Source organism: Paenibacillus sp. LHD-117 (assembly GCF_030929555.1).
Taxonomy (GTDB): domain Bacteria; phylum Bacillota; class Bacilli; order Paenibacillales; family Paenibacillaceae; genus Pristimantibacillus.
Genome location: NZ_JAVFVT010000061.1, coordinates 1 through 22,189 on the forward strand (window position 1 = coordinate 1; position 22,189 = coordinate 22,189).

The 22,189-nt window shown below is 55.2% G+C and carries 20 protein-coding genes; 3 read left to right on the plus strand and 17 right to left on the minus strand.

Features of this window, described 5'->3' with window-relative positions; all coding sequences use genetic code 11:
• From RB620_RS29390 to RB620_RS29445, 12 genes are all read right to left on the minus strand, one after another.
• Positions 1-863, minus strand: an 863-nt coding sequence (locus RB620_RS29390) for a transposase (protein WP_308100626.1), incomplete at its 3' end; no start/stop codon positions are given.
• 39 nt (positions 864-902) lie between these two features.
• Positions 903-1,217 (minus strand): hypothetical protein, encoded by a 315-nt coding sequence (locus RB620_RS29395; protein ID WP_308100627.1) that lies wholly within the window; start codon positions 1,215-1,217, stop codon positions 903-905.
• A gap of 163 nt (positions 1,218-1,380) precedes the next feature.
• A complete protein-coding gene (locus RB620_RS29400; RefSeq protein WP_308100628.1) occupies positions 1,381-2,367 on the minus strand; it encodes a phosphotransferase enzyme family protein in 987 nt (328 codons plus the stop codon).
• A gap of 8 nt (positions 2,368-2,375) precedes the next feature.
• Positions 2,376-2,678: a hypothetical protein gene (locus RB620_RS29405; RefSeq protein ID WP_308100629.1), complete on the minus strand. Its 303-nt coding sequence runs from the start codon at positions 2,676-2,678 to the stop codon at positions 2,376-2,378.
• Between the two features lie 142 nt (positions 2,679-2,820).
• Complete coding sequence (locus RB620_RS29410) at positions 2,821-5,937, minus strand: S-layer homology domain-containing protein (protein WP_308100631.1); 3,117 nt, start codon at positions 5,935-5,937, stop codon at positions 2,821-2,823.
• 250 nt (positions 5,938-6,187) lie between these two features.
• Positions 6,188-7,327 (minus strand): response regulator, encoded by a 1,140-nt coding sequence (locus RB620_RS29415; RefSeq protein ID WP_308100633.1) that lies wholly within the window; start codon positions 7,325-7,327, stop codon positions 6,188-6,190.
• A gap of 12 nt (positions 7,328-7,339) precedes the next feature.
• Entirely contained in the window at positions 7,340-10,531 is a 3,192-nt protein-coding gene (locus RB620_RS29420) for a hybrid sensor histidine kinase/response regulator (RefSeq protein ID WP_308100634.1), read from the minus strand.
• Between the two features lie 99 nt (positions 10,532-10,630).
• A complete protein-coding gene (locus RB620_RS29425) occupies positions 10,631-10,924 on the minus strand; it encodes a hypothetical protein (RefSeq protein ID WP_308100636.1) in 294 nt (97 codons plus the stop codon).
• 57 nt (positions 10,925-10,981) lie between these two features.
• Entirely contained in the window at positions 10,982-11,485 is a 504-nt protein-coding gene (locus tag RB620_RS29430) for a hypothetical protein (RefSeq protein ID WP_308100638.1), read from the minus strand.
• Positions 11,486-11,770: 285 nt separating this feature from the next.
• Positions 11,771-12,268, minus strand: a complete 498-nt coding sequence (locus RB620_RS29435) for a hypothetical protein (protein ID WP_308100639.1) — start codon at positions 12,266-12,268, stop codon at positions 11,771-11,773.
• Between the two features lie 30 nt (positions 12,269-12,298).
• Positions 12,299-14,053 (minus strand): ABC transporter ATP-binding protein, encoded by a 1,755-nt coding sequence (locus tag RB620_RS29440; RefSeq protein WP_308100640.1) that lies wholly within the window; start codon positions 14,051-14,053, stop codon positions 12,299-12,301.
• 489 nt (positions 14,054-14,542) lie between these two features.
• Entirely contained in the window at positions 14,543-15,625 is a 1,083-nt protein-coding gene (locus RB620_RS29445) for a glycoside hydrolase family 172 protein (RefSeq protein ID WP_308100641.1), read from the minus strand.
• 174 nt (positions 15,626-15,799) lie between these two features.
• Here RB620_RS29445 and RB620_RS29450 point away from each other — a divergent pair, with 174 nt between their 5' ends.
• Positions 15,800-16,693: a helix-turn-helix transcriptional regulator gene (locus RB620_RS29450; protein ID WP_308100642.1), complete on the plus strand. Its 894-nt coding sequence runs from the start codon at positions 15,800-15,802 to the stop codon at positions 16,691-16,693.
• A 352-nt stretch (positions 16,694-17,045) separates the two neighbouring features.
• On the opposite strand, the gene RB620_RS29455 is transcribed toward RB620_RS29450, so the two are convergent.
• From RB620_RS29455 to RB620_RS29465, 3 genes are all read right to left on the minus strand, one after another.
• Positions 17,046-17,390 (minus strand): DoxX family protein, encoded by a 345-nt coding sequence (locus RB620_RS29455; RefSeq protein ID WP_308100644.1) that lies wholly within the window; start codon positions 17,388-17,390, stop codon positions 17,046-17,048.
• A gap of 139 nt (positions 17,391-17,529) precedes the next feature.
• Entirely contained in the window at positions 17,530-17,979 is a 450-nt protein-coding gene (locus tag RB620_RS29460) for an RrF2 family transcriptional regulator (protein WP_308100646.1), read from the minus strand.
• 171 nt (positions 17,980-18,150) lie between these two features.
• The gene (locus RB620_RS29465) at positions 18,151-18,957 is read right to left on the minus strand and encodes an alpha/beta fold hydrolase (protein ID WP_308100647.1); all 807 of its coding nucleotides are present in this window, start codon (positions 18,955-18,957) and stop codon (positions 18,151-18,153) included.
• Between the two features lie 175 nt (positions 18,958-19,132).
• Here RB620_RS29465 and RB620_RS29470 point away from each other — a divergent pair, with 175 nt between their 5' ends.
• Positions 19,133-20,011: a dihydrodipicolinate synthase family protein gene (locus tag RB620_RS29470; protein ID WP_308100648.1), complete on the plus strand. Its 879-nt coding sequence runs from the start codon at positions 19,133-19,135 to the stop codon at positions 20,009-20,011.
• On the opposite strand, the gene RB620_RS29475 is transcribed toward RB620_RS29470, so the two are convergent.
• Positions 19,995-20,588: a hypothetical protein gene (locus RB620_RS29475; protein WP_308100649.1), complete on the minus strand. Its 594-nt coding sequence runs from the start codon at positions 20,586-20,588 to the stop codon at positions 19,995-19,997. The two genes, RB620_RS29470 and RB620_RS29475, sit on opposite strands and share 17 nt — an antisense overlap.
• A gap of 90 nt (positions 20,589-20,678) precedes the next feature.
• Between RB620_RS29475 and RB620_RS29480 the strand changes: the two genes are divergently transcribed.
• A complete protein-coding gene (locus RB620_RS29480) occupies positions 20,679-21,071 on the plus strand; it encodes a VOC family protein (protein ID WP_308100651.1) in 393 nt (130 codons plus the stop codon).
• Positions 21,072-21,457: 386 nt separating this feature from the next.
• Here RB620_RS29480 and RB620_RS29485 read toward each other — a convergent pair whose 3' ends face one another.
• A complete protein-coding gene (locus tag RB620_RS29485) occupies positions 21,458-22,018 on the minus strand; it encodes a hypothetical protein (RefSeq protein WP_308100653.1) in 561 nt (186 codons plus the stop codon).
• Between the last annotated feature and the right edge of the window lie 171 nt (positions 22,019-22,189).

Below are 22,189 nucleotides of genomic sequence, written 5' to 3' on the forward strand. Positions count from 1 at the left end.
TGGCAAACATAAGGGGTCCAGTAGCCTGAATCAAGGGCGACCGCTTCAATAGTAGATCGGAAGTTAAATTTGCTTAGTTGGTGCTCTAGACGTTCGATGTAAACAACAGAGTCATTAACATTCCCCGGTGTCACGTGGCAGTCTGTAATGATGTTGTATTTGTGGTCGACGGTCCGATGATCGAGGTAATGAAACCCTTCTGGTTTGCCATCACGGTTTAAATAGCCACTGTCAGGATCCGTTAAACTAACTTTTATCGTTTTGGTTTCCACCTCCTTTTCTGGAGGAAAGGGCTTTTTTCCAAATTGCTCGCGATCCTCGTTTACCGCGTTTTCGAGCTCTTGGAGATATTCTTGCGGCGTATATGTGACCTCGCGTTTTTCATAGCGGCCATTGCTTGCGTTGGCCTTAATATGCGTGGAATCCGTGACCAATAAACGGCCACTCACCATACGATGCTCGATGGCTTGCTTCACGATTTGGTCGAAAATATCTTGAAAAATAGTCGTGTCATAGAATCGATGCTTTCGATTCCAACTAAAAGTCGAGTGATCTGGGGCTCTGCCTGTCAGGCCTAACCTAAGGAACCATCTAAACGAGACGGTGTCGTTGACAACGCGTTCCAGCTCACGTTCAGAACGAATGTTGTACAAATAGCCAATGAGCAGCATTTTAAAAAACACGATGGGATCTAAGGACGGGCGGCCATTGGTCTCGCTATATAGATGACGAACCTTGTCCAAAATGAAGTCAAAGTCTATGTACTTCTCTACATGTCGGAGAAAGTGATTGGGTTCCACCATATGCTCAATACAGACTAATTCATAGTCTAATTGCGGATTAGGATCATTCGTGCGAAGCATTAAAACACCGCGCTTTCTATGGAATGGTTTCTACCCTCATTATACCATATTAACGCGGTGATTTATTGAAGTTTTTGTATTTCTCAACAGCCTGATTTGTGCATCAATTTTCCCCGTTTGTCCGGGTTCGCGAACAGATTGCTGCGATCGTGCAGCAATTTCATTCGGTAGCAACCACTTTTCCCGCCATTGGCGCAAAAATGATGCATATTCGCAGGAATACTCTCGACGGAGTCGTTCAACTAGAAAATCATTTGCAGGAATGATGCTGAAGGAGCCGCTTGTTGCAGACGATAGTTCACATCCGCAGGAATACTCCCGACGGAGTTGCGCGTTAGGGGAAATGACGTACATTCGCTGGAATCTCCTAACGCAAGTTGCTCTACGAGCCCCGATGCGACGTCCCGAGGGTCGGCAAACAAAGGTATCTGTCGAGCTTCGACAAAAAAACCGCCTCTAAAGGGCGGCCCTCCATCCTATTCTTGATCGTAAGCGGATCGTACTCCGCAACCTGCAGCTACACCCGCTCCAGCAGCTCCGGCAGCGACTGCCAATGGTCTTCGATCCAGTGCATCTCTTCGACGAACCGGGCGAGCAGCCCGCGCAGTTCGCTCTCGGCGCGGATTTCCGTGCGCAGCCACCAGATCGATTCGATCAAGTAAAGCATGCGAATCGCCCGAACCAGCAGCTCGCCGGATGCCTCCGCATGCTCGCGGTATCCATCCATGAACGCCCGGACGCCCGCCAGGCGCAGCTCCCCGTCTTGCAAGGCGCCCGATAACACGGCTCGGGCGACGTCGATCTCGGGATACGCCATCGTCATCCGGTCGAAGTCGACGATGCCGGCCACGCCTTGGTCGTGCAGCAGCAGGTTATCGACCCACAAGTCCCAGTGCAGCCAGCCGGGCTTGCTCGCTTCGAACTGGCGAAAGTCCATGGCGCCCACGATCGCCCGCGATCGGCTGAGCCACGCCAACACCGTCTCGTCCTTCGCTTCGGCCGCCTTCTCCCGGTTCGTCTCCCACTCGCGCAAGTAAGCCGATTGATCCGGCTGCCATGCGGGCTTGTCCAGCGGAGGCACGGCCGCAAGCCACCGATGCATCCGCCCCGCCGCTTGGCCCAAGCCGCGCATTTGCGCATCATTCATGCTTCCCGCCGTCACCGTAACGCCGTCCACCCAATCCATCAGCGTGATATGCATGCCAGATGGCGTCTCCTGTATAAAGCTCCCCTTCCACGCCTGTACGCGCGGGCAAGGAACGCCGGCTTCGCCGAGCCCCTGCTGCAGCTCCAACGTCTGCTCGATTGCGGTCTTCCGTTCCGGCCGGGCATGGAGCTTGTACCGCTCCGGATGATAATATTTGACGAACAAAAGCCCTCCGTCGGTCTCTACCTTCCACTTGACGTTCAGCCAGCCCTTGTCGATGGGACTAGCGTCTCTGACGGTTAGGCCGAATCTCGTCTTCAGTAGTCCGGCAACCTCTTCTTCCCATCTTCTCAGCATATCCTCGCTCATGCGAACACCATGAACCCGGCAATGGTCAGGACCCACAGAAGCGGAATGAGATCGATCCATACAGCCTTTCTGAATTTGCGTTTATGGTACAGCACCCAACTGGCGATCATCGATCCCAAGAAACCGACCGGATAAAGCCATAAGAAAATAAAAATACACATGGTCCGCAGATCGCTAAGCGCCGCCGGCGAATCGAACATCATGAACGATGCCAGCGCCACGATGATCCAAACCAGTGAGAACAAACCATAACCGACTTGGCTTAAAATAAGAAATAGTCCGGCTTTCGCGTTTTTCATCGTTTAACCCCTTGTCTACATCAAAATATTGACTTCTCAATCTTACATGAGCCAGATGAAAATTTCTCGACTTGATGGAAAAAAACATCATTCACCGTTCCAACAGGAGGGTGAATGATGTCCGTCCGCAGCATGGCTGCAACTAAGGCAGCCTGAGCAGAATGGTGACCGCTTCGGCCCGCGTGGCATTATCGTTCGGAGCGAACCGGTTCTGCCCCTTGCCTAACATTAGGCCTCTCTCTTTCAGCATAGCCGCTGCGCTCTTCGCCCAGGAAGGAATGTCGTTGTCGTCCGCGAAGTCCGTCGCGCCGTCATTCCCAAGCGTCAATTCCATCGCGCGCGCGATGAGGACGGCCATCTCGGCGCGCGTAATCGCGGCATCCGGGCGGAAGGTGCCATCCTCATAGCCTTCGATGATGCCTAAGGCCGCCGCTTCGGCAATCGCTGCCTTCGCCCATTCGGGAATGGCCGTTTCATCCGCGAAACCGAGAGCTGGCAGCTCTGCTTGCCGTTTGATCGCATTCATCAGCATCACCATAAATTCCGCCCGACCGATCGTTGCGTCCGGTCTGAACGTGCCGTCGTCATACCCTTGCGCGATTCCGTTCAGCACCGCCTGGCGAATGTCCGATTCCGCCCAATGGCCGGCAATGTCGGAAAGCTTGATATCCGGACCGGCTGTCTCGCCATCCACAGCGAATACCGCGAAGGCCGCCACATCGTCCACGGACGCTTGGATTCGGTTTCCTTCCGCCTTGGAGCCCGCGACTTCCGTCCAACGCCGAGCCGCTTCCTCGTAATAGAAGATTCCCGGCCTTTGCCCGCTTTCGAGCCGCTTCGGATTGAACGCCATATCGATAACGACCGGAAGGTCGAACTTCTCCGCGAAGTTCTTCCGGATCTTATATACCGATCGGGACAGCAGCGCTTGACCCTCGGGCGCTTGAGGCTCGTTCTTTCTTTCGATAGCCAGCTCCAGCGCCCGGCGGGTTGCGCCAGCTGGAATCATCACCCTGATCTCATCGTCCAGGCTCTCCTCGCCGGATTGGCCGGCTTTCAGCATCAGCTTCCCGTCCGAAGGGTTCTGCGGCGGGAGCGTGCCGCCTCCGTCATTGCCTGTCCAGACCGGCTCCGCGCGGGTAACGTCCACAGTATACGTACGGCTCGGCTCATCCTCCGTGGCCGTAACCCTGACGGTTATCGGATTGGCGCCTACGGTGAGCGGCACCGAATAAGAGAAGACTCCGTCCGACTTCTCTCCCTCTACCCATCCGGAAGAGATGCGCACTTGCGCGGACGCCCCCGGATTCGCCAGCCGAATAGTCAGATTGATTTCGGCCGTATTGGCGCCGACCGTAGCCTGGTACGGACCTTCGAAGTCGGGTGCGAATGAGGGGCTCAGCGTTCCTTGCGAGAGCGCGATGACGGCCGCGTCTGCAATGTCGTCGGGACTGTAGACATGAACCGAGATTGAGTTCGATTCGTCCCAGCTCTGCAACACGACCATCCTGCCGTCGTCTCTAGGCAGTACTTTCTCCGGATAGGCGATCCCTTCCGAGCTCGCTTCGCCGCCTCCCCATTGCGTTAAAAACATGCCGTTCGAATCGAATTTCTGAATCCGGTTATTGTAATAATCCGCTACGTAGAGATGGCCGTCGGCGTCGAGCGAGATGCCTCTCGGTTCGATGAACGAGCCCTGATCCATGCCTCGGCCGCCCCACTGCGCGAGAAGCTCGCCGTCCGAATCGAACTTTTGGATCAACCCGGTATCTCCGAAGAGCGCGTATACGTTCCCGCTATCGTCTGCTGCGAGATTGACCTCATTGTATTCCTCCCAATCGTCGCCGATTTCGATCGCCCACTGTGCGGCGTAGACTCCGCCTTGATCGAATTTCTGAATCCGGCTGTTCTCTTCGTCTACCACGTACAGAATGCCGTCCCCGCCCAGAGCGATCGCGCCGGGATTTTGGAATTGGCCGTCGCCGGTGCCGGAGCTGCCCCATTGCGAGAGGAAGTTGCCGGACGCATCGAATTTCTGAATGCGGTTGTTGCCGCTATCGGATACGTATACGTTCCCGTCGTCGTCGATATCCACATCGCCTGGATAGATGAATCGACCCGGATCGCTTCCGTAGCCTCCCCAACCAGGCAGATGATGACCTTCCGCATCGAACTTCAACACGCTTTGGGAAGAAGAATCCGTTATGTACAAGTTTCCTTCGTCGTCCAATGCGCCGTTATCGGCGGATAAGTCGGCTTCGCCGAAACTGCCCCACTTGCTTGCATAAACGCCGTCAGCATCAAACTTTTGAATCCGATTGTTGTTGCTGTCCGCCACGTACACGTTGCCGGCAGCGTCCGTTACGATCCCCCAAGGATAACGGAACTGTCCGTCGCCGCTTCCGTCCTCTCCCCAAGCGCCAAGAAAAGCGCCGTTCGCGTCGAACTCCTGGATCCGATGGTTATTGGTGTCCGCCACGTAGACATGGCCGTCGTTCCCTACCGTGATCCCGTTCGCGTAATAAAATTGGCCGTTTCCATTGCCGGACGTCCCCCACTGCCGAATGAAATTGCCCGCAGCGCCAAATACGGAAACCCGGTGATTATGTTGATCGATCACGTATACATTGCCGGACGCATCGACATCGATCCCTTCGGGATTTTGAAACTGTCCGCTTCCGTTGCCGAGGCTACCCCACTTCGAAAGGAAAACGCCGTCAGCATCGAACTTTTGAATATTGCTTTTGCCGGAATCGAGTACATATACCGCTCCTGCGGCATCCACGGCTAGACCCGTCGGATTGAGGAAGAGGCCATCGCCGCCGCCGTAGCTTCCCCACTGGCGGAGATAGCTGCCGTTCTCATCGAACACCTGGACTCGGCTATTGGATTGGTCCAGCACGTAGACATTGCCGTCGCCGTCTACCTCGATTTCCTCCGTTTCATCAAACTGCCCGTCGCCGCTGCCGCTGTCGCCCCACATCAACAGGAATTGGCCGTTCGAATCGAATTTCTGGATGCGGTCATTGTATTGATCCGCAACATAAACGTTGCCTTCCGCATCGAGCGCGACATCCGTCGGAAGGTCGAATTTCCCTTCGGATGGCGGGGAGAAGTCGCCTGCCAAGGCGATCTCGCGATAACCGGAACCAATCTGCCTCGCATTCGCCTCGTTCCCGTTAGGAACGTATAACGTTCCAGTGAGGATGGCGATTGCCAATAACGACTTGTAAATAACGGAATGATTGTTTTTTACCATCTTCTTGTTCCTCCAATATTGCGATTGCGGACCGGATCGTGCGTCCGTCCGGCTCCGTTTTGATGTACGGGTTCATTGTATCGGGCACAACTGCTCGCCAACTGAAAAGAAAGCGCTTCATGTCAGGTTTGGTCGAAATTTATCAAAAAAAAGAGCATCTCCGCAGGCTGGTCGCCTTCGAAAGATGCTTTATGCCAAACGCGTGCCGAATTTGCTTATTGCTTATAGTGCGTGAACAACCTCTTATGCGTTATCCGAACAAGGAGGAAGGATTCGCCGACAACCGCGCGAAGTCCAGCAGAGCCGACTGCTCCGAATCATCGATCAAATCGATCACGAGCTTGCCATATTTCCGGGCTTCTTCCTCCCTGCCCGCCAGCAGCAGAAGGGCGATCATCTTCGCGTGAAGCCTCTCGTCGAGCGGCTGCAGCTGCACCAGCCGCTGCATGGGGCTAAGCGCGATCTCGTAACGAGACTGGGAGACGTATACGTCCGCCATCGCTTCCAGCAGCGTCGCGAAACCGAGCTCAAGCTCGGCTTGCCGGGGGGCTGCCCAGTCATAACCGCTGCCCGTCAGGAAACCTTCCCCGTAGAGTCCGATGGCGCGCATGAGCGGCTGCAAGGATCGGGTCTCCTCGTATTCCCGGCATGCCTGCTCATAGAGGGAGACATCGTCTTCGATGGCTTCCGGCCATCGCAGGCAGTAGCTGCCCCCGGATGTTTTCACCAGCTCGACGATGCCGCTCAGCCCGCAAGCTTCAAGGTCTTTCCGCAGTTGATAGACCGTGGTATGAAGGTTCACCTGCGTCCGCTCCACGTCCTGGCCGTACCAGAGACTATCCAGGATCTGCGCCTTGCTCAGCGTTCTTCCTCTTGCATGATGCAAGTGCGCGAGAAGCTCCCGCCCCTTGGAATTGCGGAACCGCACCTGTTCCCCATTCCCCGTCGTCACGGAGAAAGGACCGAAACTTCGTACGGCAAGCCTCGGCCGCTCCGGCGAACCGCTCTCGGCCCGGCGTCCTTGCATCCGTTTGCCGGCTCGCTTCAGCGTTCTGTCCAAATCAGCTTCCGTAATCGGCTTAAGCAAGTAATCGAGCGCCTCGACGTCGAATGCGTCTCGCGCGTACTCCTCGTATGCGGTTAAGAACGCGACGTGAATTTCCGGACTGATGTCGCGCAGCTTCCTGGCGAGCTCCACCCCGTTCAGCTCGGGCATCTCGATATCGAGCAGCACCAAGTCGACGGTTTCCGGCGACGCCAGCACATAATCAAGGAACGGCGCCGAACCAGCGAACAAGCCGGCCACTTGCACGTCCGCCATTCCCTCCAGCAGTTTCCCTACTCTTCGCAAAGCAGGCTGTTCGTCATCTACGACAATTACCCGAATCAACGCGGTCCCTCCTCAACTTTGTTTTTCATCCTTGCTTGCGGTCGGAACCCGGAGCGTTACTTTCGTGCCCGCTCCCTCCCTGCTGTCGATATCGAGCCCTTTGCCGTACAGCTGGAGCAACCGCTTATGAATGTTGCGCAAGCCGACGCCGCCCTCTCCTTCCGGTTCCTTCGCGAATAGAACCGATGAAGCCTTGGATTCGGCCATCCCGATCCCGTCGTCCTCGACGATAATGACCGTTTCCTCTCCTTCGGCTTTGACCGCGACGGCAATCGTGCCGCCTGCCGCCCGTTTCGTGACGCCGTGCCGGACGGCATTCTCGACGAGCGGCTGCAAGGTCGTCGGCGGAAGCAGACATGCCGCTTCGTCCTCCACGTCGTAAACGACGTTCAGCCTTTCGCCGAATCTCACCCGTTCGATCTGCAGGTAGGCCTCCGTCAGCTCCAGCTCCTTGCGCAGCGGCACGAGCTTTTGTTTGTTGCGGAAGTCGAAGCTGCCCCGCAAGTAGCGGCTAAGATGGATCAGCAAATTTTGAGACGTCTGCGGTTCGTCCAGCGACAACGAGATAATCGTGTTAAGCGCGTTATACAGAAAATGGGGTTTGATCTGCGCTTGCAGGAATGCCATCTCCGAACGGACCGCATCCTCTGCGGAGCGTCTCATCTCCAGCAAGGTACGCGCCCTCGCCCGCAGTTCATGCGGGTGGAAGGGCTTCGGCAAGAAGTCGTTCGCCCCCGCTTCGAAACCATACATGAGATCTTCCGGATCGTTCCTTACCGTCGTTAACAATACCGGAAGCTCGGACAACGCGAATGTCTCCCTGATGCGGCGGCAGGTTTCGTAACCGGATAGTCCCGGCATCATGACGTCCAGGATGACGAGACGAATCCGCCCGCCGCTCTTCTCCAGCAGCCCCAGTGCTTCCGGTCCGTTCTCCGCGGTCAGCACCTCGTAGGGTTCATCCGCCAGCAACGTTTGCAGCACCTTGAGGTTCACCGGATCGTCGTCGACGGCAAGAATGGCCTCTGCGGAATGGCGATCGTTCTCGCTCGATCGCGGCTCCCTCCCCGCGTATTCCGCGGAGCGAACGGGCAAGCGCGACACACCCGATAACGCCGGCGCGCGTGCCGCTTCGCGATGTGCAGCGGGTGCCGCGGCTTCGGTTGCGCCCGCATGCAATCGCGGGCTACCGCCGGTCTCGGAATCACGGAAGGATACCTCGGTTGCCGCGGATTTCGCGCTTCTGTCCGCGATGGGGAGGGTGAAGGCGAAGACGGAGCCTTCGCCGACGCTGGACGTGACCGATATGCGGCCTCCGTGCAGCTCGACCAGCCGCTTCGCGATGCCAAGCCCGAGCCCGGCTCCTCCGTATTCCTTGGCAACGGATGTGCCCACCTGCTCGAAGGAGCGGAAGATCGTCTCCAGCTTATCCTCCGGAATGCCGATTCCGGAATCGGCGACTGCGATGTGAAGCATCCCGCCGTCCGCCCATCCGGATACGACCACTTCGCCTTCCTGCGTAAATTTAATAGCGTTGCCGATCAGATTGTATACGATCTGCAGAAGACGGTTCTCGTCCGCGAACGCGCTGGGAAGCGAATTTGGCCATTCGAGCCTGAGCCGAACGGGCTTTTGCCCGATGTAGTGGCGGAATACTTCCTCCTGGGCGGACACCGCCGCGCGAACGTCGACAGCTCTCCTCGACAAGCGGATACCGTTGTTTTTCAGCAAGGACAGATCCAAAATATCGTTGATTAAATTGGACATCCTGCGGGCGACCGACACGACAACCTCCAGCTGCTCCCGCTGGACGGCGTTGATCGCTCCCGATCTGCCTTCCGACAACGCTTGGGACAAATTCAAAATGCCGTGAAGCGGCGTCTTGAGCTCATGCGAGGTGTTGGCCAAAAATTCGTCCTTCATGCGGTCCATCGCGATCAGCTCGTCCGACATCGTCCCGATCGTCCGGTAAGCGTTCGTGAATCGTCTGGCCAGCTCAAGCGCCTCGATAAATACCAGCAGGATGAACCCGTAAGGAACGAGCTGCATGTCGGTCCAGATGACCAGGCCGTTGCTGTACAAAATATCATGCGCCGCCGCCGCGACGAATACGAGCCAGCCCGTCAGCTGCAGCAGCACTCCCGCCCGTCCCCGCCATAACGCCAGCGCGAAGCCGAAGAGAATGGAGGCGAGCGCGAATAACGAGAGCGCTTTGAAATACCCGATCAAGCTGGTGTACGTCTCGGCCGGGAGCAGGAGCACCGTCCCGATGAACCCTGCGCCGATCCAGGCAAGCAGCTTCATCAGCCTTCCGCCGAACTCTTTGGGGTACAGCTCTCTCACGAACCATATGGCCATCGTAACCCCGCCGTAATAAGTCAAATACTCCAGCAAAATAATCATTCGAATGGGAACGTCCGGAAACATCTCGACCAGGTACATGCCGCCGACCGCCCATTGCCGGATCGCGCCGAGCAGACAGCAAATGCCGAAGTATAACGTCGAACGTTCCGAACGGCGAAGGAGGAACACGGCGATTTGATACAAGCCGAGCAAGGCGCATCCTCCGAATACGGCCATATCCACGAAGGAGCTTTGTTTCTCCCGGCTCAGCATGTCCCGCTCCGTTCCGAGCGTCATGCTGTACCAGATGCCTCCTTCGGGGTAAATCACGTTGGCGACTTGGATCGTCAGATCGAACGTCCCGGACGGAGGAGAGAAGATAACGGTCTGCGGCTTGTACACGGAACGCGTCTCCGCCTTATCCGACGCGACGGTTCCGGCACGGGCAATCTCTTGACCGTCCACAAAGATCCGGTACGCCGGAGAGATGGCGGGAATATGCAAGCCGAGGGAACCCTGTACGTCTGCGGCCTTCACCTGAAGCTGGTATGTCGCGTAGCCGCGGCCCGGCAGGCCGTAGGCCGTCCATTCCCCCGGCACTTTCGCCAGCATGCCGTCTTTGGCATCGGCCAACCCGCTCCCCGCCTTCCCGAGCCGTTCCCAGAACAAGGTCCACTCGCCGTTCAGCCGAATCGTTCCATCCCGCTCCAGGCTCCATTGCCTCAAATCCAGCACACCGTTTTTGGCCTTCGGTTCGGCCTCGCCGATCGCCACCCCGAAGAGAGGAAACGCGATCGAGGCCATTAGCGCAAGAAGAATCGCGACCAATGCCGCCAGCCTGACAGGCCGATTCTGTAACATCGTAAATTTCACCTTCCAAGTTGCAAGTCCGATTCTCAGCCTATCTCTATCTATCTCTACCCTATCATACCAAACAGCGTTCCCGTATCATTCATGCGATTACTCGAAGAAACCAAAAAACGGAAACACCCATAGCAGCGGAATCGCCCCAATCCATGCGGCTTTCACAAAGCGACGTTTGTGATAGAGTATCCAGCTGACGATAGGCGCGCCAATCGAAGCCGCCGGGAACAGATACATCATGATCATGGACAGCATCTGGATCGTATTCATATCATCGGCCTGCTCCATCATCAACATCGTCATAAGCACGAAAATTGCCCAAAATATTGTGCCGATCACATACAAGAATTGAGTGGCGAGCAAGAAGAGCGCTGTTTTGGCATTTTTCATAAAATCATTGCACCTCGATTAAGTTAGGATGTTCGTTCTCGCAACATGGATGGATATTTAGCGGAACCGGCCGCAATACGCGGCAAAAGCCGGAAAGCTGGTCGAATACATATGGACGGTGCCGTATGCCGTATCTCTTGTCTCTATTTTATCGGCGATCTTGCTATAAAGTTTATTCGTATACCGATTCCCGGCAAGCGCCGGAATCCTCACTTCCTCGACGCCGTCGCTCGACGCGTCGATCTGCTCGGCCAGCACCTGCAAGCCGCGGATAAACGTGCGGGTGCTCCGATGTCGCTCCACGAAATAACAATTCCCGAGCACCGCGATATCTTTGCGGTCGAACTTCCGTTCCTCTAGCCCGAGCACGAAACTTCCAATTCCGATCATCTCATCCGGCCAGTCCATTAAGATGGCTCCTCTGCCGTGCCGGATATAATGTTTGACGTCGAGAAGCGCGCTGCTCACTGTATAACCAGGAATAATATCACGTCTATTTGTTATGTAAAATTCCGTAAAACGACTCCAGTCCGCGTTATTTTCGCATATTTTAATCTTCATCTAATCACCTCCTGCATTATTTTTAAAGTAATTTGTTTTATGTATTGCATATTTTAAAATAATAGATTATATTTCTATTAAATACATATTAAGGAGGTTATCGATATGGCAGCTCCGGCATGCAACGCGCCTATGGCATCAACGGTCGAAAGAGACCCCGCACAAGTGTAAGATCATGTTCCAAGGTGAAACGGCTATTGCCGTCCTTTGGCGGCGCAACGCTTTTCATTCCGAGAATTAATAATTGAGCGGGATGGCCGGCAGCCATGCCGGCTTTTTCCCGTTTCAGGCGGAATCAAGCCTAAGCATGCGGTCGAATGCGACCGTATAGAAGTCTAGCTTCCCGCAGGGCGGTTCCGTCGTTTTGGCCAATTCCGCGCTTTGGCCGAACTTCAGCCTATTCTCTTCCGTAGACGGCGCGAAAAACACGATCTCGCTCACCTCCCCCGGCAGCTCAAGCAGCTTTCGGGTTAACAGGCGAACGGCGGGCAATAGCGCCGCTCCTCTTCTCCGTCCTCCTTCCACAAACAGTAGATGAACCTCAATTCGGCTTCGATCCTTATAGCCGTCCTCCAATGTGCCTACGGTATGCGCCAGGACACCTGAGATGCCACCACCCGGTCCCCTGCCAATCAGCAGACCGTTGTCTTCGATACAATACACCAAAGAATTCATGACGGTGCACCAGTTATACAGCAGCCCGAGTTCGGCGCTATGCCGGCAAATGAATAAAGCCGCCTCTTCCCGCTCCTCTTCCGTCACGGCAATCGTCCAAGTTAACATGCGGTTCTCTCCTTAAGTTCGTAAAATGATTTAGGCCATAATGGTTTCCCGCGATTCGGCGGCGAGATCCCGCTCCTCCCGCTGCAGCTCCCACATGCGCCGGTAGAGCCCCCGTCTTGCCATCAGCGTCTCGTGCGTTCCCGTCTCCGCCACGCGGCCATGCTCCAGTACGATAATGCGGTCTGCGCTCGAGGCGGTGACCAATCGATGCGTAACGGATATAACGGCGCTGCTCCGCGCATGCTCCCGGATCGTGGATTGAACGGCCTGTTCGGTCTCGGCATCCAAAGCCGACGTCGCTTCGTCCAGAAGCAAAACGGCCGGCTGCCGGATCAGCGCCCTGGCGAGCGCGATTCGCTGCTTCTGTCCGCCGGAGAGATTCCCGCCTTGTTCGTGAACCGCCGTATCGTACCCGTCCCGAAATCCGGCGATCGTATCATGAATGCCCGCCGCCCGCGCCGCTTCCTCGATCTCCGATTCATCCGCATCCGGCTTGCCGATGCGGATATTGTCCCTGATCGTGCCGCTGAACAGCAACGAATCCTGAAACACGACGCCGATCTGCCGCAGCAGCGACGACTCGTCGCAATCTCGGATATCCATGCCGTCGAACAGAACCCGGCCGCTTGAGGGCTCCTCGAACCGAAGCAGCAACTGCAGGATCGTGCTTTTGCCGGAGCCGCTGGCGCCGACGATGGCGGTATACCCTTTTGCCGGTATGGCGAGGTCGAGGTTTTGAAGTACGGGTTCGCCGGGGGCATAGCCGAACGTAACGCCGCTCAGCGTCAGCTCCCGGCAGATCGGCGCAAGCTCCCGCGAGCCGCGTGGAGTCACATCCGGCTCCGTGTCCATGACCTCCTGCAGCCTCCGGAAGCTTGTTTGGGAAGCAAGGAGATACGGAATGATCGCGGCAAGGCCGAACAAGGACTGACCAACCATGATAAAGATCGAATTATAGGCGATAAAGGAGCCGATCGAGATTCGGTCCGCGAACGTCAGATAACCGCCGTAGCTGAGCACGACCGCCCCCAGAAGCGATACCGCGAGCAGCGGAAGCCGCTGAAGATTCGCATGGATGAAGCTTCTTCTCACGCCGATGGCTAGCATGGCGCGCAGGTTATCCTCCATCCTCTCTCTCATGGTCGCTCTCAAATCAAATCCCCTAATGACGTTATGAAGCTTCATATTTTCGTCGATGGCCCCGTTGAAGCGTCCTAGCCGCTCCGAGTAAGCGACATTGAGGCGCAGCGAACGCGATTTCAGCAGCCGGTAAGGTAGAACCAGCAGCACGGAACCGATGATCGCGACGAGCGTCAGCCTCCATTCGATGCCGAACAGAATCGCAAGGCCGGCAACGACGCTGAACGCCGACACGAAACCGGCCGAGACCGTCTGCATGACGGCGTTATGAATGTTCGGAATATCATCCGTGTACCGGGCTAACAGATCCCCGACCGGGAACCGTTGGTACAAGCGGCTCGTCCCCTTCTGGATATGCCGGAATAACCGCATTCGGTAATCGAATACCAATCGGCTGCCAAGCTTCGCTTTTGCGTAATCGCCTGTGAGGCCGAACGCAACATTCAGCAAACCGAGCAAGAGCAGCGTGCCGACGATAACCGCGAGCACCGAGGCATCCTTCGGCATCAGCGCTTTGTCGATCAAATATTTGTAGCTGAGCGCGGACAAGTAATGGAACGACAACTCGAACAGTCCCCCTGCCGCAATGCCCGCGAACAGGAGCGGTGCCGAACGCATATATGAAGCAATGACCTTAAACAGCATCGACTCGTCTCCTTTGGCATCAGAGGTTGTTCAAAAAGCCCAATTTTGATCACGAAGTATCTCACGAAGCTTATTCGACATCGAATCTTGAATTCAGCCGGAACAAGCGTATGCTTTCGAAGTATGTTTCCTCCGGAAACATTGCAGGTGCTCACGTAGCCTCCAGCTACGCTCCGCTCCTCATTTCCTAGCTTTATTCAACCTTCTACAGCGTTTTTGAAAAAAACGCAGCATCGGAAGCATAGACTATTGTGCTGAAAACCGGACTTTTTGAACACGAACTTACAGGAACTTCCGGCAAGGACTTATTTCATGGATCGAAATCTCCTCCATAATACCCATACCTACTGATGATGAACTGAAAAGAAAGCGCTTCATGTCAGGTTTTACAAAAAAATTTGACGGATGATTGTATTTCAACGCGCTCCAAAAGAAAAAAAAGGCACGGCCCTGCGCTCGTCGATGACGTTCGCAAGGCCGTGCCTTTTATTAAATCACTTCAAGCTGCTCCCTATGAGGAAGCGCCGGATGCGCTTGATGCGGCTCCGTCTGGTACCAATAGGCGACCGACGAGATGTCGTCCTGCAGCGGCAAGTATTTGCCGCCCGAGCGCCAGCCGAGCGCCTGAACGGTCACCCGGAAATCCGTTTCGAACCGGATCGGGTCCATGACATGCCAACGGTACATGCCGAAGCGCTGATTCGCGCGGTATAACCCGTCCGACTTGATGTGCTGGTGCATCCCGAGGAACGGCGTCGAATAGGTGACGTATTTGCCATCCATGTCCCAGTTCCAAGCGCCTCCGAAATAATCCTCCAGCCCGGTTCCGCAGATCGTCGGGAAATCCTTGTCCCCGTCCATGTAACATTTGACCTCGCCTTCGCCCCACCAATTGTTGCTGTTCACTTGCCAGGCTAGATAGGTGCCGACGTAATGACCTTTTCCTTTGATTCCATCTACAATTGTGTGAACGTCCATGTAAGGAAGCGGATTGCTGCGCCGCCACTGCGCGTGGAAGTAGGCCATGTCATCCGGCACATCGGTCAATGTGTAATTGATTTGATAGTAGAGCACTTTGCGCGCCGTACCCACGTTCTCCATCGTAAACTTCGCTTTCTTCCGGAAAGGCATCTCCCAGTAGCTATTGAAGCCGTTCGCGGGATTGACGGAGATCGGCATGGAATTGACCAGGCTTCTCTCGCACCAGCCGTTGCAGAAGAAATCGCCGACAGGCACGCGAACGGACGGTTCCGCTTCGTCGTCCCAGTAGATGTTCAGGATCAAATGCCGCCAGGATTCTACGGGGCAAGTCAGCCAAACATGTTGAACGACGCCCGGTCCGTCGATCTCGGCCATTGTAAACGTAGTGCCCGGTTCAATTTGGACGCAGGGCGATATTTTCCATCCTTGACCGAGCGTCCCGGAAGGAGCCAGTCCCTCCCCTTCTGTCGCCATGCCTCCCTTGCCCTTCTCCCCCGTAAAATTCTCTGGCGATACCGAACGCGTCACCGCGTTCGAAAGCCTCGCCAGATTGCCGAGCCCCATTCCGATGCCGTTGAATCCATTAGCCATTGCGCATAACCTCCGCGTCTATTGGTTTGTTCGCCGATAAGTAAGCGATTTCAACTATCACTTCGCCATTATAACGGGGATCGGCGACACAAGGATTTAGCAATTGTATGGTTTCTTTTGGCGTTTATAATAGGAGTATATTGATAGATTCCTTCGGGCATGGGAGTTGGACATATGGACATCGCAGCGGTTCGGTCGCTGTCGCCATACGTGCGCGTGGCCTTGGACCACTGGCTTCAGCCGGGGACGGTGATCGCGGAACGTATGTTATGGGATTACGAATTGTTATTCGTGAAGCATGGAACGCTGGAGGTTGAGATCGAGCAAACAAGGCATGTCGCGTCCGCCGGCGACGTACTGCTTTTCAAACCCCGGCAGAGCCACGTCATTCGCGTGAGCGAACATTCGAACGTGCATCAGCCGCATGTCCACTTCGATCTGATCGAGCTTGCGGATAGCGAAGAGGTGCCCGTCTCCTTCAAGCACGAGAGAGAGATGAGCGCCGAGGAGGCGCGGTGGTTTCGAGACGATCTGCTGTCGGGACCGGATCTCCGGCTGCCCAACCTGATTCGCCTGCGATCGGTCCATCCGTTCGAGGAGATTTTGTTCCGCATCATTCGAGAGTACGAAATGAGATTGCCGTTTTATCGAATTCGCTTGAAAAGCTTAATGCTGGAGCTGCTCGTATGCCTTCTGCGCGACGCGCATTTACCTCTACCGGCCGATGTTGGCGGCGCGGACCCCGTTCCGCTGGAGGATATTCAGCTCTTTCTGAGCGAGAACGCGAGCCGCGAGCTCACCCTGGACGAGCTGGCCGATCAATTCCACCTGAACAAACATTATCTGATCCGCCGGTTCAAATCGGCTTACGGGATTACGCCGATCCAATACCATCAACAAATGAGACTTGAACGTGCGCGAAGCCTGCTGAAGCATTCGAGACTGTCTATTCAGGACATCTCCGATGCGCTCGGCTATCCGAGCATCCACGCGTTCAGCCGCGCATTCAAGAACAAGGAGGGGCGCAGCCCAACCTCTTATCGGAACGCCGCGATTGGACAGCAATAGAAAAAAAGCGGATAACCCAAAAGGTTACCCGCTTTATACGCCTACTGCTTCACGATGTTGGTTGGTAAGTTGCCGTTTTTTTGCGGAGTCTAACAAGGACATGTACCTTTTTCATCTTTTGTTCTCGGGAACCAAAAAAAGACGACGCGTAAGCATCGCCTTAGGCTTCGGCAGAGCATGATGCGAGATGATCTAGCCCACCTTGTCCACCATACCCTCGTTACTAATTTATGGCATTCATATTTAATGTGCTTGGACGTCCATCTATATCCATTAGCCAGTATGCAGATGCCGAATTCGAATTCGGGTTTCCTTATGAAAGAAATCCCGGGAAATCGGCAAGCTCGGATGCTTACATTACGAACAAGATGACGGCCAGCACGCCGATCACGATGATCGGCATCGCTTGTTTAAACGAATCCTTCGCGCGCAAATGAACCATGACTCCGCCGACTGCCGTAATCGCGATGGCCAACGCCCCCGCGGCCGTCCAGCTCGGCTCCCAATAGCCGACAATCAGCGCCGCTGCGCTTGCGAATTCAACGATTCCCGTGACGATGCGGAACCATTGCGGCAATCCCCATTGTTTGAATCCTTCAACATGCATCTTGGCGCCCGCGATTTTTCCGAGACCCGCCATCAAAAAAGCCAAAGCCAATACCGTTTGCAGCACAATCGCGACAATGTCCACTTTCATTCTCCTCATCCGACAAATTTATGTGCCTAACAAAAGCACAATTAACTTAAAATAAAAGCGCAATGTATAATTGCAACTGTTATAGGCACATTATATGACAAAGAATTCGAATTGCATAGCCCCATTTTTTGAAAACAGGCTACGCCCTGAAAAAGTCGACGCGGTCCATGACTTGCGCAATGGTAAAGTTCCGCAAATAGTCAATCGTTCGTTTCTCGGCTTCGACCAGAATCTTCTCCAATTGGGCGTCCAGAAGGTCCCCGGCCGCGCCGCAGCCGCTTTCTCCTTCGCCTTCTTCCGACTCGCCGCACGGAACGAGATTAACCGCTTCGTAGATGTCCCCGAGCGTAATCCGATCCGCAGGCTTGCGCAGCGAATATCCGCCTTCCCGGCCGCCCTTGGATTCCACGATGCCCGCCTGGGCCAACACCTGAAGCACCCTGCGCATGAACGTGGCATGCGAATCCACTTGACCGGCGATCATGGCGCTGCTCAGCATGCCGCCGCTTTTGGCTAACCAGACGATGGCATGGACGGCGATTTTGAAACGTGGAGGACCGATGTTCACGCCGCGATTGGCTGTACTCATATTGCTCCCTCCTTCAAAATCCAACACAACTAATGTTACTTTTATTAGCACATTATAGGTTGAAGCGGCTTGTTATGCAAGCCGCATTTCGGTCCTCCCAAGGCTTGCCCGATGCTACGTTAACGGTAAAATATACTCCTCGAATTCTTCGCGGCTCACGCATGGATTATCTTATTCCGTACAAAAGACCGCCAGCTCCTTGGCAATCAAAGCCGCATTCAGTTTTTTCGTATGGCCGAGCCCCTTCTTGCTACAGAGCCGCGCGCGAGGCAGCACACGCGCCAACGCCTGGGCGCCATGGCGCAGCGAGACCGGACTTTCGGCGCCTTCGAGCACCAGCGTCGGCGTCTGCACCGAGTTCCATGCTGAGGCTGGCAGCGGCTTCCCTGCATTATAACCATGCAGCAATGCCGCGTCATAAGGCAGGGTGTGCGCAACGGCCATCAAGTTGGACCAAACGCCTGGCATCAGCCGCATGATGCCGACGACGAAGGAAGGCGCGCCCATCCCTTTCGTCATAAAATATTTAACCGCATCCGCCCTGCGATTGGCCGCTACAAGCCCGGATACGTGCCGGAGGAAATCACCCGGCGGCACATATCCGGCATCGTCGACGACGAACGGAGGCTCATGCAGCACAAGCTTCTTCATTGCGACTCCGCTCGCAGCCGCCTGCAGGGCAAGCACCGCCCCGGATGATAAGCCGTAGACGTATGCCGTTCCGCCTGCTTCCTCGATCATCGCCTGAAGATCTTCGATCTCACGCTCTACCTCATAAGCCGGAGCGTCTCCGCTATCCCCGCGGCCGCGGCGGTCGTAGTTGTATACGGTATACTGCGTTGACAATAGCTTGGCTAGCTGCACCTGCCCCGGAAACTTGCGGTAGCTGAACGCTCCCGCCACCAGGATAAGCGCTGGGCCTTGCCCTGTTTTGTCATACGCGATCTTCGTGCCGTCCTTCGAAATAACCGTTTGCATGCGAAAACTCTCCTTTTATCATGCTAGAATCGTTGCTTCTATATTTAACGACGAATGGCGAACGACAATATCGACAATAACCGTCGAGAAACCCTCGACGGTTATTGTTGCGTTCTAACTATTGTGGCATCATGTCCGCAATGAGTTACAATGTAGGAAAAGAAGGAGGGTTCCGATGACTATTCAACCATTCCTGCCGTTCAGCGTCGCCATGATTACGCCATTCAGCCAAGAAGACGAGGTGGATGCCAACGCCATTCATCGGCTGGTGCGCTATTACGCGGAACATGAAGTTCCGGCGCTGCTAGTCTGCGGCTCCACCGGCCAACAGCATTCGCTGACCGTGGACGAAAGAATCCTTCTCTACCGGACCGTCAAAGACGCCGCGCCGGAACACATGCCGCTGTATGCCGGCGTCGCTGCGATACGTACGCGGGACGCGATCAGGCTTGCCGAGCAGGCCCAGCTGGCCGGATACGCGGGCATCATGCTCGGGTTCCCGCCCTATGTCCGCCCCAGCCAACGGGAAGCCGCGTTATATGCGGAAGCGGTTTGCTCGGCAACGTCGCTGCCGATCATGCTCTACAACAATCCCGTCCGAACGGGCTTCAACCTGGAAACGGATACGTTATTTCAACTCGTTAATCAATTTCCGCAAATCAATGCGCTTAAGGAAACCGGCAGCCCCGAGCATGTGCGGCGCGTCAAAACTCGCTTGGGTTCAAGCTTCCAAGTATTATCCGGCTACGATCTTACGATCGCGGAATATTCCGCTATGGGCTATGACGGTCTGACGAGCGTGGCCGGCAATCTGTTTCCGCGCGAGATGATGCGGATAACGGAGCTATTGCGCGCAGGAAACACGGAACATGCTAATCGGGAACTTGCACAAATTCACACAAGCTTGGAGACGCTCGGCGCCATCGGTTGGATCAGGGTCATCCAACATGTCTTCGCCAAACAAGGGATGACCTCCGGCCATGTTCGCGATCCCCTGACCCCTTTAACCGCGGAGGAACAAGCTGTTCTCACACAGATCATTCCGATACCGTAACGGTCGTATGCACCTCGCCGTCGTAGCGGCTATCCACCACTACTTCTTGCGACAGAGAGAAGTTGCAAATCGCGGATATCACATAGGTCCCAGGCGGAAGCAGCAGCTCCTTCTCCGAATAGAAGGTTTTCCAGAACGCGGCGTCCGGGTCCTCCGAACCATAACCCCCGCTCTTCACGAACGGGAACTCCATGGCCTCGCCGCGGGTCATCTCCATCGGAACCAAATCATCCGTGCTTGCGCCTTCCATGTCGAACCCTTTGCCGTCCGTCAACGTGAACACAACCTTGGCGCTGCTAGACCCCCAAACCGTAAAAGACTCCTCTTCCCCGATATAGGTGAGCGACGCGGAATAGACGATCGGTTCTCCCGCCTTATAATCCGTCTTGTCGATGTTCAGCTTCATTTCGAACCTGTCGTCTTTGTACACAAGCTTCGGCTCGGCCATCTTCTCCGCCACGGAAGGATGCATCGTCGCGGAAGGCTGCCCGGACGGCGTTTCCTTGCCCGTTCCGCATGCGCTAAGCAGCGCTATGAGCACCGGCACGAGCAACGTTAGCTTCAAGAAACGTTTCATGAGGATCACCTCTGCCTTTCATAGTCGTTTCAATTATAGACGGCCTGAACCTGAAAATGTTCCTGCTTGCGGAAAGCAAGGTTTGTGTAAATGAGAGTATTGGATGAGGATGCGAGAAGCCAAGCCGCCTTCTACGCGGAATCGTTCGGAGGACAAATCATGTCCGTCAGCACGCACGGGGAATTGATGGGCACAGGCAGCGAGCTGAAGGATAAAGTCATGCACTTATGCGTCGTGGTAGCGGGCGGTCATGCCATCTTCATGGCGGACGCCATCGAACCGGTTACCCAAGGAACCGACATCTCCCTCGCCTTGGAATACGATTCCGAGCCGGAAGCAAGCGCTGCGTTCGCCAAGATCGCGGTCGGCGGACGGGTCAAATATCCGATCGAGATGCAGCCCTTCGGCGTCTATTACGGTGAATTAACGGACAAATTCGGCATTTCGTGGATGATTACGGCTGCTCCGAAGGCGGCGGAGTAAAGTACACTCGGGAGCTGTAGGTACGTTTCGCGTACCTACAGCGGATGCATCGGCGACTGCGGGGGCTGTAGGTACGTTTCGCGGACCTACAGCAAGCGGATTGGCACCTGCGTGGGCTGTAGATACGTTTCGCGGACCTACAGCAAGCGCATCAGCGCCTGCGGGAGCTGTAGGTTCGTTTCGCGGACCTACAGCGGATGCATCGGCGCCTGCGGGGGCTGTAGGTACGTTTCGCGGACCTACAGCAAGCGGATTGGCACCTGCGGGGGCTGTAGGTTCGTTTTGCGGACCTACAGCAAGCGCATCAGCGCCTGCGGGAGCTGTAGGTTCGTTTCGCGGACCTACTGCGGGCGCATCGGCGTCTGTTTTTGTCATTCGAAATTTGCTCACCTTGTTACGCGTATATACTGCCTTACTTGCCACTCGAACCCATGATTCAATTGAAAAGTAGATAACTCTATCTCGAGATCGAGTTCCTTTCTAGGCTCATCCTGGAATCTCTCGAGTCCTTCAGCCCAGCAAGCATACAACTCTGCCTCTTCGCCAATCGCCAAATTACTATGCAAATAATCGAATAACACCGTTAGACATTTGTAACTATTCCGGTATAAATCGGGTTGAGATGTTCTCATCTCGTCATTCAGCGTAAATGAGCCTCCTTCAGGGTTCACTTGGTACACGTTCGGATACCGGAATACGCGCGATGCGTCTTGCCCGGGAATCAGATCGGTTACGTATAAACCCGCCGCATCTTCCTCCGTTTCGTAAACCTCCATGAACCTCTCCCCTTGCGGATACTTCTTCAGCAGCGTTCGCATAAAGGGTTGCTCTGCGGCCGCTGGGTTTACGTTAGCTACGTAATCTTGCAGCGTCATGACAGTTCCATTCTTGCCGAAGGAACCCATAGGAAGCTCGCGATTCGCGGCTATATAATAAAATAAGGACATTGGTTGTCTCTTAACTCCTCTATTGCTCTGTAATATAAAAAGGCCGCCGATTTGGATATACCCCCGTCAAGTAGACAGATGAAAAAAGCTATGCTGCCAGCGCGTGCCGATATTCAATCGGTGCGCGTTGTTTAAGTTTAGCTTGAAACCGTTGATAGTTATAAAAATAAA